The organism is Variovorax sp. TLI9-5A (assembly GCF_056867935.1).
In genome coordinates this window covers 959,182-972,383 of sequence record NZ_CP200310.1, presented here as the reverse complement: position 1 = coordinate 972,383, position 13,202 = coordinate 959,182, and the positions used below count along the sequence as shown (strand labels likewise).

The 13,202-nt window shown below is 67.1% G+C and carries 12 protein-coding genes; 6 read left to right on the top strand and 6 right to left on the bottom strand.

The genetic code is table 11. From position 1 onward, the window contains the following. Positions 1-5: 5 nt before the first annotated feature. The gene (locus tag AC1VNX_RS04785; protein WP_483155693.1) at positions 6-650 is read right to left on the bottom strand and encodes a DUF1444 domain-containing protein; all 645 of its coding nucleotides are present in this window, start codon (positions 648-650) and stop codon (positions 6-8) included. A gap of 189 nt (positions 651-839) precedes the next feature. Here AC1VNX_RS04785 and AC1VNX_RS04780 point away from each other — a divergent pair, with 189 nt between their 5' ends. Genes AC1VNX_RS04780 through AC1VNX_RS04760 form a run of 5 tightly spaced genes read left to right on the top strand, consistent with a single transcriptional unit; the run spans position 840 to position 6,420 of the window. After that, complete coding sequence (locus AC1VNX_RS04780) at positions 840-3,134, top strand: type VI secretion system Vgr family protein (RefSeq protein WP_483155692.1); 2,295 nt, start codon at positions 840-842, stop codon at positions 3,132-3,134. After that, a complete protein-coding gene (locus AC1VNX_RS04775; RefSeq protein ID WP_483155691.1) occupies positions 3,127-4,299 on the top strand; it encodes a DUF2169 family type VI secretion system accessory protein in 1,173 nt (390 codons plus the stop codon). The genes AC1VNX_RS04780 and AC1VNX_RS04775 overlap by 8 nt, the downstream gene beginning before the upstream one ends. Continuing rightward, on the top strand, positions 4,296-4,643 hold the full coding sequence (locus AC1VNX_RS04770; RefSeq protein WP_301507907.1) for a PAAR-like domain-containing protein: 348 nt from the start codon (positions 4,296-4,298) through the stop codon (positions 4,641-4,643). The genes AC1VNX_RS04775 and AC1VNX_RS04770 overlap by 4 nt, the downstream gene beginning before the upstream one ends. Continuing rightward, the gene (locus tag AC1VNX_RS04765) at positions 4,643-5,887 is read left to right on the top strand and encodes a hypothetical protein (RefSeq protein ID WP_483155690.1); all 1,245 of its coding nucleotides are present in this window, start codon (positions 4,643-4,645) and stop codon (positions 5,885-5,887) included. Before AC1VNX_RS04770 ends, AC1VNX_RS04765 begins: the two co-directional genes overlap by 1 nt. 2 nt (positions 5,888-5,889) lie before the next feature. Then, the gene (locus AC1VNX_RS04760; RefSeq protein ID WP_483155689.1) at positions 5,890-6,420 is read left to right on the top strand and encodes a pentapeptide repeat-containing protein; all 531 of its coding nucleotides are present in this window, start codon (positions 5,890-5,892) and stop codon (positions 6,418-6,420) included. Between the two features lie 32 nt (positions 6,421-6,452). Here AC1VNX_RS04760 and AC1VNX_RS04755 read toward each other — a convergent pair whose 3' ends face one another. The 5 genes from AC1VNX_RS04755 to AC1VNX_RS04735 form a co-directional block, all read right to left on the bottom strand. After that, positions 6,453-7,232 (bottom strand): esterase/lipase family protein, encoded by a 780-nt coding sequence (locus AC1VNX_RS04755; protein WP_483155688.1) that lies wholly within the window; start codon positions 7,230-7,232, stop codon positions 6,453-6,455. An 88-nt stretch (positions 7,233-7,320) separates the two neighbouring features. After that, entirely contained in the window at positions 7,321-7,956 is a 636-nt protein-coding gene (locus AC1VNX_RS04750) for a TetR/AcrR family transcriptional regulator (RefSeq protein ID WP_483155687.1), read from the bottom strand. Between the two features lie 29 nt (positions 7,957-7,985). Further along, positions 7,986-8,324, bottom strand: coding sequence for a phasin family protein (locus AC1VNX_RS04745; RefSeq protein WP_483155686.1), 339 nt, complete (start codon positions 8,322-8,324; stop codon positions 7,986-7,988). A 153-nt stretch (positions 8,325-8,477) separates the two neighbouring features. Then, entirely contained in the window at positions 8,478-9,035 is a 558-nt protein-coding gene (locus tag AC1VNX_RS04740; protein WP_483155685.1) for a hypothetical protein, read from the bottom strand. 165 nt (positions 9,036-9,200) lie between these two features. Beyond that, positions 9,201-10,907 carry a WS/DGAT/MGAT family O-acyltransferase gene (locus AC1VNX_RS04735; RefSeq protein WP_483155684.1) on the bottom strand — a complete coding sequence of 569 codons (1,707 nt, stop codon included), beginning with the start codon at positions 10,905-10,907 and terminating at the stop codon, positions 9,201-9,203. 225 nt (positions 10,908-11,132) lie between these two features. On the opposite strand from AC1VNX_RS04735, the gene AC1VNX_RS04730 reads away from it, so the two are divergent. Next, positions 11,133-13,202, top strand: coding sequence for a prolyl oligopeptidase family serine peptidase (locus tag AC1VNX_RS04730; protein ID WP_483155683.1), 2,070 nt, complete (start codon positions 11,133-11,135; stop codon positions 13,200-13,202).

The following is a 13,202-nucleotide window of genomic DNA, read 5'->3' as shown; positions in this document are numbered from 1 at the left end:
GAGGCTCAGGCCTCCATCGCAGGCGCGAAGGCGTCCAGCGTGCCGCGAACACACCAGCCGTCCGGGGTCAGCGCCATCACCCTGTCGGAAAGACCCTCGGCTCCCGCCGCTGCCTTGATCCTGGCAGCGGCCGAACACATGCGGCCCAGCGCATCGGCGGCGGTGACGGCCTCGCCGCGCGACTCGAAGCTCCCCCGGCTGTCGGTGAAGTAGACGACGTCGCTGCGCGGTACCACCGCGATCAGCTCGCCCTCGAACTCCTGCGCGAACTGCTCCCAGAGGTCCGGCAAAAGCAGCATGCAGGCCTCGAAGCCATCGCCCGCGACGAGCGCCCTGTAGCAGCCGAAGTCCCGCGTGCCGGCATTGGGCGCCACGAGCCGCAGCATGTTGTCGATGGCCAGCTCGTACATCGACTGCGTGTCGAGTCCCGTTTCCTGCAGCCCTTCGCGGGTCAGCGTGACGAACCGCGCCGAGGTGTCGACCACGAAGCTCACAAGCAGGTCGGAGTCCACGGCGAGTGGAAAAGCCACGGCCTCGTGCGCCTCGCGGCTGCCTCCGAGCGCCTCGATCAGGTCCAGCACCGGCCGCATCGCCTGCTCCAGAAAGCCGGCATGCCTGATGCGGGGGTAGACGGGCGGGAGGCTGTGCATGGTGCAGCCATTGTTTTGGGCGGACCAGCGGCGCCACAAGTGACGGAAGTCATGGCTCGCCGCAATCTTGCGTACGCGAACGCGGGAACGTCGGAAATATCCGATCTGCAGCAATCTATCGTCTTACTGGTGTTTCGGGCTCGAATTGCTACGATTTGCTTCGTCAGCCAAGAACATCAGGGAGATTTCATGTCTGTCGGCGCAGCGCAGCTCGCGCGTGTCCTTACCGCCTCCTCATCCGCCATGCCCACGCTCGGCAATTCGCCGGCGCTGGAACCCATTGCCATCGTGGGCGACGAGGGCCTCAGCAGCCTGTTTCGCTACACGCTGACGCTTGCCACGCCCGAGCAGCAGGGCTACAACGAGCGGCAGGCAGCCAACGTCGCCATCAAGCAGCTGGTGGGCGAAATGCTGGCCGCGCACATCGTGCTCGACGGCCGTCCGGGTTCGGGGCCGCAGCAGCGCCACATCTCGGGGCTGGTCACGCGCGTGCGCTTCCTGCGGCTGGAGAACCGGCGCGCGCTCTACGAGGCCGTGATCGAGCCGTGGCTCACGCTCGCGACACGCACGAGCGACTACCGCATCTTCCAAAACCAGAACGTGCTGGACATCGTCAAGGCGGTGCTCGGCAAGTACGGCCTGCCCTTCGAAATCCGGGCTACGAGGAGCTATCCGCCGCGCGAGTTCCAGGTGCAGTACGGCGAGAGCGACCACGATTTCGTCGCGCGGCTGCTGCACGAATGGGGCCTGTACTTCTACTTCGAGCACGAGGAGAACAGCCACAAGCTGGTCATCGTGGATGACATGGCCTCGCACCAGCCCTTCGCCCACGAGGGCTACCGGACGATTCCGTTCCATCCGGCGGACGCGACGGTGCGCGAGGAGCACTGTGACCGCTTCAACGCCTGCGAGGAACTGCAAAGCGGCCGCTGGGTGACTGACGACTTCGACTTCAGGCGCCCCAAGGCCGAGCTGCAGCAGATCAGCGCCATGCCGCGCAAGACCGCGCAGAACACCTGGGAGCGCTACGGCTGGCCGGGCGACTATGTCGTCGAGTCCGAAGGCGAGCAACTGGTGCGCACGCGCATGGAAGAGACGGGCAGCCAGGGCGAGCTCGCCAGCGGCTCGGGCAACCTGCGCGCGGTGGTGCCGGGTTGCATGGTGACGCTGGAGCGCCATCCGCAGAACGAATCGAACCGGCAGTACCTTGTCACGCATGCGCATCTGGAACTGCAGGATGTGGGCGATGCGAGTTCGCAGCAGGAATTCGAGTGCCGCGTCGACTTCGACGTGATTCCGTCGAGCAAGGTCTTTCGCGCGCCGGTGCCGCCGGTGCCCAGGCCGCGCACCACGGGCCCGCAGACCGCCATCGTCACCGGTCCGGCCGGCCGCGAGATATGGACCGACGAGTACGGCCGCGTGAAGCTGAGTTTTCACTGGAACCGCTATTGCACGAAAGACGAGAACAGCTCGTGCTGGGTGCGCGTGTCATCGCCCTGGGCTGGCACCAACTTCGGCGGCATCCAGATCCCGCGCATCGGGCAGGAGGTGATCGTCGACTTCGAGAACGGCGACCCCGACCGGCCCATCGTGACCGGCCGCGTCTACAACGCCGACAACATGCCGCCGTGGACGCTGCCCGACAACGCCACGCAGAGCGGCCTGCTCACGCGCAGCTCCGAGGGCGGCAGCGAGGCCAACGCCAATGCCTTTCGCTTCGAGGACAAGAAGGGGCAGGAGCAGGTGTGGCTGCATGCCGAGCGCAACCAGGACATCGAGGTCGAGCACGACGAGACCCACTCGGTAGGGCAAGACCGCAGCAAGAAGGTGGGCCGCAACCAGATGGCCACCATCGGCATGGCCTACATGCACAACGTGGGCCTGGCCAAGATGGTGAACATCGGCCTGGCCTACTCCTTCAACGTCGGCATGCTGCGCAACAGCGTGGTCGGCATGACGGACAACACCATGGTCGGCAAGACGCAGACCACCAAGGTCGGCGAGAAGTACCTGCTGTCCGTGGGCGGCGACAAGGGCAGCCATATCGAGATGGACGGCAAGACCATCTCGCTGCGCGTGGGCGCGTCGGTGATGCAGCTCAAGGCCGACGGCTCCATCGCGGTCACCGGCAAGAAGATCAACATCACGGCGCAGGGCGATGACGTGACCGTCAACGGCGAGCACATCTGGCTCAACCCCAAGGGCGGCGGCGCGGCGCTGCAGCCGAACGCAGTGCCTGCTTCGCCGCCGGCCGAGCCTCCGGGCAGCCCGCTGGCGAGCCTCGGTGCGCTGATGGGTGGCAACCCCGCCGACCTGCTCGGCAAGGCGGGGCAGCTCGCGTCGATCGCGCAGCAGGTGGCCGGAGGCGGCGGTGGTGGCGGCGGGGCGGCGGGCCAGGTGACTCAGGTGCTGGGCACCGTCTCGGCGGCTGTCTCCGCCGGTGTAGGGAAGATGGCGGCGGACAAGGGCGACACCCGTGGCTGAGCCCGCGCCGCCGATTCCCGCGCCGCGCCTCGCGCAGTTGCGCAACGCAACGCCCTTTCCGCACTTCCAGTTCGACAAGATGGGCAAGGGACGGCGCTTCCACGACGTGGTGGTGGTGTGCGCGAGCTTCGTGCTGGCACCCGGCCGGCTCGAGCCTGCGACGTTTCACCGTGGGCCCGTCTTCGCCGATGAGCCCTGGGACGCGTCCTTCGCCACGCTGTCGAGCCTGCGCGCGGCAACCGACGTGCTGCTGCGCAAGCCCGACGCCGATATCTACGTGACGGGCACCGCGCACGCGCTCGACTGGACACCACGGCCCGCTTGGCAAGCTCAGCTTCAGGTGCACCGGCAGCAGCAGCCGTTGCTGCACAAGGCGCTGCGCCTGACGGGCCCGCGCCAGTGGGACTGGCAGCCGGACGCCACGCAGCGCACCCTCTCCGATCCGCAGCCTGCGCTGGCCGTGCCGCTGCGCTACGAACTCGCCTACGGCGGCTGGGGCTTCGACCAGGGCGACGACGAATCGGCGCCGCCCCGCACCCATCCAGCCAACCCTTGCGGCCGCGGATGGTTCGGCAGTGCGAGCCGCGACGATCATCCCGCGGCGCGCCATGCCGCCGGCCAGCCGTTTCCCGGCCCGCAGATCGAGTACGCCGATGCGCCCCTGCGGCAAGCCAACCAGGAAGACGCCCGTCCCGCCGGCTTCGGGCCCGTCGCGCGCTTCTGGCAGCCGCGCGTCGCGCTGGCCGGCACCTACGACCAGGCCTGGCGCGAACGCCATGCCAGTCAGCCCTACATGGACTACGCCGACGATTTCGATGAGCGCTTCTTCCAGTACGCGCCCGCCGACCAGCTCGTGGCCGGTGGCCTGCGGGGAGATGAATCGGTGCACATGAGCGGCTTCTTCGCTTCGGCGCCGCAGGTCGAGTTCCAACTGCCGCACCTGTGGATCGAAGCGCTGTGCAAGGACAGCAGCGGCACGGAACGCAGCGAGGCCATGACGCTCGACACCGTGCACATCGACCTCGACGAGATGCTCGTGCACCTCACCTGGCGCCTCACGCTGGACCAGGCGCTCGACACGGTGGCGGCCGACCTCTTCCACCGGCAGCTTGCAGAAGCCACGGCGAGCGACGCCGGCACGCACCAGGAGGAAGCGACCGCATGAGCGCCGAAAAGCACATCGCCGACGCGGAGTCGGGCTTCATGGTGGTCAACGTCGTGCCCGACTTCTGCATCGTCGGCACGCAGGTCGTTCCCTTCGACATCGTGTCGATCCTGCCGCCCGAGAAGGCTGCCTATTCGCACACGGTGTTCGCGCGCAGCGAGAAGGTGCTGATGGTCGACAGCATCGTCAAGGGCGTGACGGGCAACGCGGGCAGCGGCGTGCGCTCGGGCGTCTCGCTCGGCGCGGGCAACGTGAAGATCATTTCGGGCTCGCAGACAGTCTTCGTCGAGAGCCGCCCCGTGGCCCGCCACGGCGACCTGTGCGAGATGAACGGAGCCGCCTGATGGGTTCGATGCCCGACGACAGGAAGACGCTGGGGCAGGTGCTGTCCACGTCTTCGTCTTCTTCCTCGTCGCCCTTCTCGACACCGGCCTTCACCAGCAACGGCACGCTGGGCAGGGTGTTGACCTTCGAAGTGCCCAAGGGGCCGATGCTGCGACGCCGGCCCGGCATCTGCAGCGAGCGGTACGAGCGGGAGAAGGCGGAGTTCGAAAAGATTCCGCTGTACGAACGGATGTGGATCGGCCTCGGACGCGACGCGCGCCTGGAACCGACCGATGCACTGCAGTCGGCCAAGACCTTCCAGCGGGCATGCGAACAGATGCCCGACGAGATTCCGAAGTCGGCGCTGGACGAGAAGCTCCAGCAGTTGAACGACCACTACAGCGGCAAGAGTCCTCTGCCGCCCGAACAGTCGCTGGAGCTCAGGAGAAGAACCTCCTTCCTGCAGGATGTCTACACGCCGGGGCCGCGCTGGGAGAACAGCGTTTCCGGCGCCGAGAGCGCCTGGCTGAGCGAGCAGAACCTGCGCTTCGGCAATTCGCTGGGCATCGCCCTGCTGGGGCCCCTCTTCGGTGCGCCTGGAGCAGCCACGCGGGTGCTTGGCGGATCGGAACAGCAAGTTGCCGCGGCCAATCAGTTCGGCGCCAGTGCGTTCGACATGGCCACCGCGCACGTGGGCTTCGGCGGTGGCAAGCGCGCGCCCGAGCCGCTCCCGCGGCCCGGCGAATCGATGCGCGGAGCGCCGCTGGAGCCGGTCAGCCGAACGCTGGAGGGCAAGTCGCGCAGGCCCGTGCCGGAGCCCACGCCGCGCAACACCTCGAGCGCGCGCGAAGGCACGGTTGTCACGCGCCGCCCCATGTCTCCCGAGGAGCGCGCACAAAGAATCGAGGAGCTGGCCAAGGATCCCGCACAAGGGGGCAAGGCCACGGCCAAGACACGCCGGGAAGCGGAGGTCGGACTTTCAATGGAAGAGCAAGGCAAGCTGCCTGGTCCCATCACGCGCGACCCCACCGGAGCATCGGAGTTCATCGACTCCACGGGCCAGAAGTGGGACGTGAAGGGCTGGAACTCCCAATACGCGCCGCGCGGCTACAACACACCCGATGCAATGGCGCTGATCCAGAAGGAAATGGGCGTCGGCGAGAACGTCATCGTCGATACGCTGAAGATGTCGCCACAGCACATCGGCGAACTGCAGACGGCGGTGGGTAATGCAGGTCTCAACAATCGAGTTATCTTCCACTGATCATGCAAGAGAAAGTCTCCCAAGCGGATGTCATCGCAAACCTGGCCGCCCAAGCGGAAGGCCAGGGAGTCGATCTGAGTCATTCGGATCTGTCCACCATCGCGTGGGAGGGTCTCGATGCCTCGGGCGCGACCATAGCGATGTCTCTGTTTCGGGGCGCCCGCTTTGCAGCGCCCCAGGCGCTGAATGGTTGCACCTGGATCGGAAATCGTCTGGAAAACTGCCGCTTCGAGTCCGTCGACTTGGCGAAGGCTGAATTGCTGGACTGCGAGTTCGAGAGCTGCTTCCTTCAATCGCCTCGTCTGTTCAGGGTCGATCTCTCGGGCACGGCGTTTTCCACGTGCCATCTCATCGACATCGATTTTTCGCAGGCAGCCATGATCCGGACCCGCTTCAACCAGTGCAGCTTCACCAACGTACGGCTGGCGGACGATCTTGTGGTTTCCGGCGTCGGCGACTTCGAGTTCGGGCCCGACGGCAATCCTCTTTCTTCACCACCGGCAGGCTGGACAGTCAGTGACACTCTCGCCTGAAGTCCAGCTCGCTGAACCTGCAGCTGCAGTGATCACGCCTCCCGATCCGGATCCGGATACACCAGCGGCCCCAGCACCCCGCGATTGAACGGCTTCCACTCGCCTTCCGGCTGCGCCAGCCGGTCCGCCACCGCATAGAGCACCGCCGGGTGCGCGCCCAGCCCCAGGTGGCTGGCGATGACTTCGATGTTCTCCGACTGCGGGCCGGTCTTCTCGATGCTGCAGCGCCATGCGACGACGCCGTCGGTGCGGCTGAAGATGGAGGTGGTGGGCACGGGCGGCGTGGGCTGCACGAACTTCATGCGGCGCGGGTCGTGCGAACTCTGGCCGCTCACGCCTTCGTACACGCGCCATGCGTTGGTGGCGCGCGGGCTGCCGGAGAAGGGGCTGCCCAGGGTGATGACGTTGCGGATCATGTGCGAATAGGAAGACGCCAGCAGCCGCGCATACACGCCGCCCAGGCTCCAGCCGATGACGCTGACCTTCTGGCCGCTGCTGTCGTGCAGGCTCTTCAGCAGCTCGACCATGCCCTGCTCCACGCCTTCGCGCGGGCCGAAGTTGCGGCCCTGGCCCCAGCCGTGGGCGTCGTAGCCGCGGCTGCAGAGGTAGCGGCGCAGCAGCAGCGTGGAGCCGTCGCCCGCCACGAGGCCCGGCAGCACCAGCACCGGATGCCCGTCACCGCGCGGCGTGAGCTGCAGCAGCGGCCACATGGCGAGGCCGGCGCCGGTTTCCCAGAGCGCACGGGCTTCGGCCAGCAGCAGCAGGCGCGACGGCGGGGCGACGTGTTCCTTGGCGTAGGTGGCGGTTGTCATGATGGATGGCTCCTTTGTGGTTCTTGTATCTGCTTCGGGACGAACATGAGGCCGGCGGAGTGAATGCCCCGTCGGACGGCAGCGACATTTATCCGAGGTATTTGGCCCTCAGGTAATCAAGGTAAGCCCTCGATTCGCTGGAAACATACGGGGAAACCAGCGTGAGTGTGTAGAAAGCCGCCAAACCGGGATCGGCCTGCGCCAGCGCTTCTCGCCCCGGCACCAGCCGCTCGAACGAGAGCCAGCAGGTGGTGGTGAAGACCATCTGCAGCGCCAGGATGCGGGCCTGCTCGGCGCTGGTCTCGATGACGCCCGAGGCCACGAGGCCCTCGCACAGCGTCTGCGCGGCCAGCAGGTTCTGCGCGGTGAGGGCCTGCGCGCGCTGGCCCAGCGTCGGGTACTCGCTGGCCAGGAAGGCCATGTCGCGGTAGATGAAGCGGTATTCGTCGATGGCCTCGAAGCGCAGGTGCAGCGCGAGCCAGAGGTCGTCGATGGCGGCGATGGATGCCGAGGAACCGTTCAGCGCCTCCAGCCTCTGCTCGAAGCGCCTGAACAGCCATTCGACGATGAGCTGCTTGGCCTTGAAGTGGTAGTGCAGGTTGCCCGGGCTCATGCCCAGCTCGGCGGCAATCTTGTGGGTCGACACGGCCGCAAGGCCTTGCGCATTGAACAGCGCGAGGCTGGCCTGCAGGATGCGGTCGCGCGTGGTGTTTGAGCTGGCCACAAGCGGCTTGTCGCGTTGTTGCCTGCCGCTCAGCGTTTGGTGCCCCGGCCACGGGGAGTGGCGGCACCGGTGCCTTCGAGTTGCGCCACGCGCTCGCGCAGCCGCGCCACTTCGTCGCGCAGGGCCTGCACTTCGGCCGCGTCGGGCATGCCCAGGCGCTGCATGGCGGTGGCGACGCGCTGGTCGAACACGTCCTCGAACTTGCGGATGCCGAAGCTGTCGAGGCCCAGGCTAGGGACCTTGCCCTGCCCGATGCCGAGCAGGCCCTCGATGACGTTGGCCTGGCGCTTGGCGACGTCGTTGCGCACGTTGTCCAGCGCCTTGAGGCCAGCTCGCAGCAGGACTTCGGCCTTGCCGGGCTGCTCCACGGGCTTCTTCCTTGCCGCGGGTGCCTTCCTTGCGGCCGGAGCTTTTTTCGCAGGCGCCGCCCTCTTCTTCAACCTTGCAGTTTCGTCGGGACGGGTGGCCATGCGGTGCTCCAGATGCCGGAAAGAAAAAAGGGACGCAACGCGCCCCGGGGATCAGGCCGCCTTGCGGGCGGCAGCGCGGCGAACCGGCTTCTTGGTGGCGGTGGCTTTGGCCTTCACCGTGCGGACCGGCTTGGCGGCTTCTTCAGCGCCATTCACGCGGGCTTCGATCTGCCTGGTGCCGGCGGCGATGCGGTCGGCGATCTGCACCGAGACGGTGGCCAGCGGCTGGTTCAGCGCGCCGAGGGCGTTGATGACCGAGGTGGCGACCGGCGATTCGACGCGGGCCACGCGGCCGGCGACGGCTTCGATACCGCTGGTGGTGCCGGCGGCGACGCGGTCCATCACCGAGACGATGCGGCCGGTGTCGATGTCCACGCGGTTGGCCAGGAAGCCATTGATCTTCTCCTGTGCGCCGATCAGGTTGGCCTTGACCTGCTCGCTCACCAGCGGAAGCTTGCGGCTGCCGAGGAAGTCGCTGTAGCGCGAGGCCGCGCCGCCCAGCAGGCGATGCACGCCGGCGCGGTAGGCGCCGACCAGGGTCTTGCCCGCGTCGTTGTACTGGCCGACGACGTGAACGGCTGCGGAGGCGATGGAGGTTTGCGTGGACATGATGAAGATTTCCTTGAAGTTGAAAGGCTCGCGAAGGAAACAGGGGCTGTATCAGTCGCGATGGGCCTATCTTCTTCCAGCGGGCCTAGGCCTGGAAAACTAGAACGGTCGGAAAACTAGTCCAACTGCCCCAATTTTCCTTTCCGGGCCAGCCCCTTGTGCCGATCAGGCCGCTGCAGCCCTGGGCGCGGAGCCCGAACGCTTGGCCGCGGCGGCCTTGCGGGCCGGCGGCTTGGGCGCGGCCTTCTTGGCGGGGGCCTTGACCGGTGCCTTGGCGGCCACCTTCGCGGCCGCTTTGACGGGGGCCTTCTTCGCCGCGACCTTGACCGGGGCCTTCTTGCGGGCGGCCGGCTTCTTCTTCGCGACGACTGCGGACTTCGCCTCGGCCTCATCGTCCGAAGGCTCCGCCACCGTCTTCGGCGGCACCGGCGCGGGCGCTGCGCCGGCGGCGGCCGGGTGCTTCTGCGTCAGCTCCATCAGCAGCTTGTGCTCGGCCAGCATGTAGTCGCCGATCTCGGTGATGTCGGGCACGGCGCGGCGGCAGGCGATCAGGCCGTAGTCCATGCGGCCGTTGTAGCTCTGCACCGTCACGTTGAGGGCCGTGCCGTGGCTGGCGATGGACACCGGGTAGTAGCAGGTGACCAGCGCGCCCGCGAAGTACATCGGAAAGGGCGCGCCCGCCACGTTGGAGACCGCCACGTTGGCCGCCGGCGGCAGCAGGTTGACGATGCCCGAGCGCCCCACCATCGAGGCGATGCCCGACACCAGCCAGGGCGCGGCGAAGGTCGGGAAGTCGTCGAGGACCACCGCCTTGAACCGGTTCATGGTCGACTTGGAGCTGGTCGACGAGGCGTTGATGGCCTTCAGCCGCTGGATCGGGTCGGTGATGTCGCTGGCCAGGCTCACCAGGATCATGCTGGCCTGGTTGTTGGCCGTGTCGTCGCCCGCCTCGCGCAGGCTTACCGGCACGCCGGCCACCAGCGGCTTGGCGGGCAGCTCGTTGTTGTCGGCGAGGTAGTGGCGCAGGGCCCCCGACACGGTGGCCAGCACCACGTCGTTGAGCGACACGCCGAAGTGCTTGGCGATGTACTTGGTCTCGGCCAGCGAGATGGTGCGGCCGGCGAAGGTGCGCTGGTTGGTGATCGACACGTTGAGCGAGGTGCGCGGCGCGAAGAGGTTGAACTTCTTCGGCGCGGCGGCCGCGTCCTTCTCGGCCACTTTCTCGTCGGGCTTCGCGAGTCCGCTGATGGCCCGCGCGATGGCCGGCGCCATCTTGAACAGCTTCACGTACTGCTGCGCGGTGTTGCGCAGCGCGGCGGTCGCGAGCTCGGCCATGCCCAGCTGGTAGTTGTGGCCGCGCGAACGCGAGCGCGGCGGCTTCACCACGCGACCCGTGGGCTCGAGGTCGAAGATGGCCTTGCCCACTTCCACGCCGGCCTGCCCGTCGATGCCAGCGTGGTGCACCTTCGTGTAGAGCGCCACCTGGCCGCTCTTGAGGCCGTCGATGATGTAGAACTCCCACATCGGGCGGCTGCGGTCGATCAGCGACGAATGCAGCCGCGCCACGTATTGCTGCAACTGCCGGTTGGTTCCGGGCTTGGGCAGCGTGATGTGACGCACGTGGTAGTCGAGGTCGATGTCGTCGTCCTCCACCCACACCGGGTTGGTCATGTCGAAGGGCATCAGCGCGAGCTTGCGCGTGAACACGTCGGCCAGATGGATGCGGCTGGCCATGAAGTTCTTGGCGTCTTCGTAGAAGTCGCCCGTGTAGCCCTTGGGCAGGTCGAGCACATTGAGCGAACCCACGTGCATCGGCATTTCCGGCGTTTCCAGGTGCAGGAAAGTGGCATCAAGACCGCTCAGGTGTTTCATGTGTAGTGTCTCCTTGGTGGGGCATGAGCCGCTTGGCAGGATACCGTGCGCATCGCGTTCCCGGGCCCTCGCTTATTCAGTGTTTCCACCGAGGGCGGGCACCGGCGCGACAGGGGTTTGCCCCAGTAATCCCAAAGTACGGGTCCAAAGAAGAACGCCAGCAGAAGCCGCAACAACTGCTCACAAGGCTCGCTGTCTTTCACGGCGCCTCCGTACACTGGGGTCATGACATCCAGCCTCCCCCCGCAGCATCCGCAACAGGACGAAGACGACAACCTCTGGCTAGAGGACATCGACGGCGAGAAGCAGCTCGACTGGGCTCGCGCGCAGAACGCCGTCACCGTGCAGGCCTACGCACAGTCGCCCGCGTTCGAGGCGCTCCAGCAGGGCATCCTCGAGGTGCTCGACTCCGATGAGCGCATTCCGATGGTCCGCAAGATCGGCCCGCGCTCCTTCTACAACTTCTGGCGCGACAAGGAGCACCCGAAGGGCGTCTGGCGCCGCACCACGCTGGACGAGTACCGCAAGCCCCGGCCCGAATGGGAGACGGTGCTCGACCTCGACGCGCTGGCCGCGGCCGACGGCGAGAACTGGGTCTGGCACGGCGCCGACTGCCTGGAGCCCGATTACAGGCGCTGCCTGATCTCGCTGTCGCGCGGCGGTGCCGACGCCGACGTGGTGCGCGAGTTCGACCTCGAAGCCAAGCAGTTCGTCGAAGGCGGCTTCTCGCTGCCCGAGGCCAAGAACCACGTGGGCTGGAAAGACATCGACCACCTCTACGTGGCCACCGACTTCGGCCCCGGCTCGATGACCAGCTCCAGCTACCCGCGCATCGTGAAGGAGTGGCGGCGCGGCACGCCGCTCGAGAGCGCGGTGACGGTGTACGAGGGCCTGCACGAAGACATGTCCGTCAGCGCCTACCGGGACAACACGCCCGGCTTCGAGCGCGACTTCGTCTCTCGCCAGATCGACTTCTACGAAAGCGAGACCTGGCTGCGCGGCGCCGAAGGCAAGCTGGTGAAGATCGACGTGCCCGACGATTCCAACACCGACATCACGCGCGAGTGGATGCTGATCGAGCCGCGCGAGGACTGGACCGTGGGCGGCGCCACCTACAGGTCGGGCTCGCTGCTGGCGGCGAAGTTCGACGACTACATGGCGGGCCGGCGCGAGCTCACGGTGCTGTTCGAGCCCGACGACACCACAGCGCTGGACGACCACTCGTGGACGCGCAACCACCTGATCCTCAACGTGATGCACGACGTGGTGAACCGGCTCGAAGTGCTCACGCCGCCCGCGGATGGCAAGGGCCCGTGGAAGCGCGAGAGCCTGGGCGGCGCGCCCGCGCTCTCGACCATCGCGGCGGGCGGCATCGACGAGGACGAGAACGACGACTACTTCCTCACCGTGAGTGGCTTCCTGCAGCCGACCACGCTCTACATCGGCACCGTCGGGCAAGGCGAACCCCAGGTGCTGAAGGACAGCCCTTCCTTCTTCGACGCCTCGCGCCACCGCGTGAGCCAGCACTTCGCCACCTCGAAGGACGGTACGCGCGTGCCCTACTTCGAGATCGCCCCGAAGGAGCTGAAGGCCGACGGCACCAACCCCACGCTGCAGTACGCCTACGGCGGCTTCGAGATCCCGCTGCAGCCCAGCTACAGCGGCAGCATCGGCCGCGCATGGCTGGACAAGGGCGGCGTGTACGTCGTCGCCAACATCCGCGGCGGCGGCGAATACGGCCCGCGCTGGCACCAGGCCGCGCTGCAGGAGAACCGGCTTCGCACCTGCGAAGACTTCGCGGCCGTGTCCGAGGACCTCATCGCGCGCAAGATCACCTCGCCCGCGCACCTGGGCGCCATGGGCGGCAGCAACGGCGGCCTGCTGATGGGCAACATGCTCACGCTGTACCCGCAGCTCTACGGCGCCATCGTGAGCGAGGTGGCGCTGCTGGACATGCGGCGCTACACGCACCTGTCGGCCGGCGCATCGTGGATCGCCGAGTACGGCGACCCCGACCAGCCCGAGGAGTGGGAATTCATCCGCACCTTCTCGCCCTACGAGAACGCGAAGCCGGGCCAGGCCTATCCGCCCGCCCTCTTCACCACCTCCACGCGCGACGACCGCGTGGGCCCGGTGCATGCGCGCAAGATGCACGCGAAGATGAGCGCGCTGGGCTACGACAGCAGCTTCTACGAGAACCTGGAAGGCGGCCACAGCGCGGCCACGGACAACAAGGAGTCCGCTTTCATGGACGCACTGGGCTATGCCTACCTGTGGCGACACCTGAGGAGTTGA

What these genes read in the sequence shown, in the direction of transcription:
- AC1VNX_RS04785 (WP_483155693.1), bottom strand. Translation starts at nt 650, where the DNA reads ATGCACAGCCTCCCGCCCGTCTACCCCCGCATCAGGCATGCCGGCTTT.
- AC1VNX_RS04780 (WP_483155692.1), top strand. Translation starts at nt 840, where the DNA reads ATGTCTGTCGGCGCAGCGCAGCTCGCGCGTGTCCTTACCGCCTCCTCA.
- AC1VNX_RS04770 (WP_301507907.1), top strand. Translation starts at nt 4,296, where the DNA reads ATGAGCGCCGAAAAGCACATCGCCGACGCGGAGTCGGGCTTCATGGTG.
- AC1VNX_RS04765 (WP_483155690.1), top strand. Translation starts at nt 4,643, where the DNA reads ATGGGTTCGATGCCCGACGACAGGAAGACGCTGGGGCAGGTGCTGTCC.
- AC1VNX_RS04760 (WP_483155689.1), top strand. Translation starts at nt 5,890, where the DNA reads ATGCAAGAGAAAGTCTCCCAAGCGGATGTCATCGCAAACCTGGCCGCC.
- AC1VNX_RS04755 (WP_483155688.1), bottom strand. Translation starts at nt 7,232, where the DNA reads ATGACAACCGCCACCTACGCCAAGGAACACGTCGCCCCGCCGTCGCGC.
- AC1VNX_RS04740 (WP_483155685.1), bottom strand. Translation starts at nt 9,035, where the DNA reads ATGTCCACGCAAACCTCCATCGCCTCCGCAGCCGTTCACGTCGTCGGC.
- AC1VNX_RS04735 (WP_483155684.1), bottom strand. Translation starts at nt 10,907, where the DNA reads ATGAAACACCTGAGCGGTCTTGATGCCACTTTCCTGCACCTGGAAACG.
- AC1VNX_RS04730 (WP_483155683.1), top strand. Translation starts at nt 11,133, where the DNA reads ATGACATCCAGCCTCCCCCCGCAGCATCCGCAACAGGACGAAGACGAC.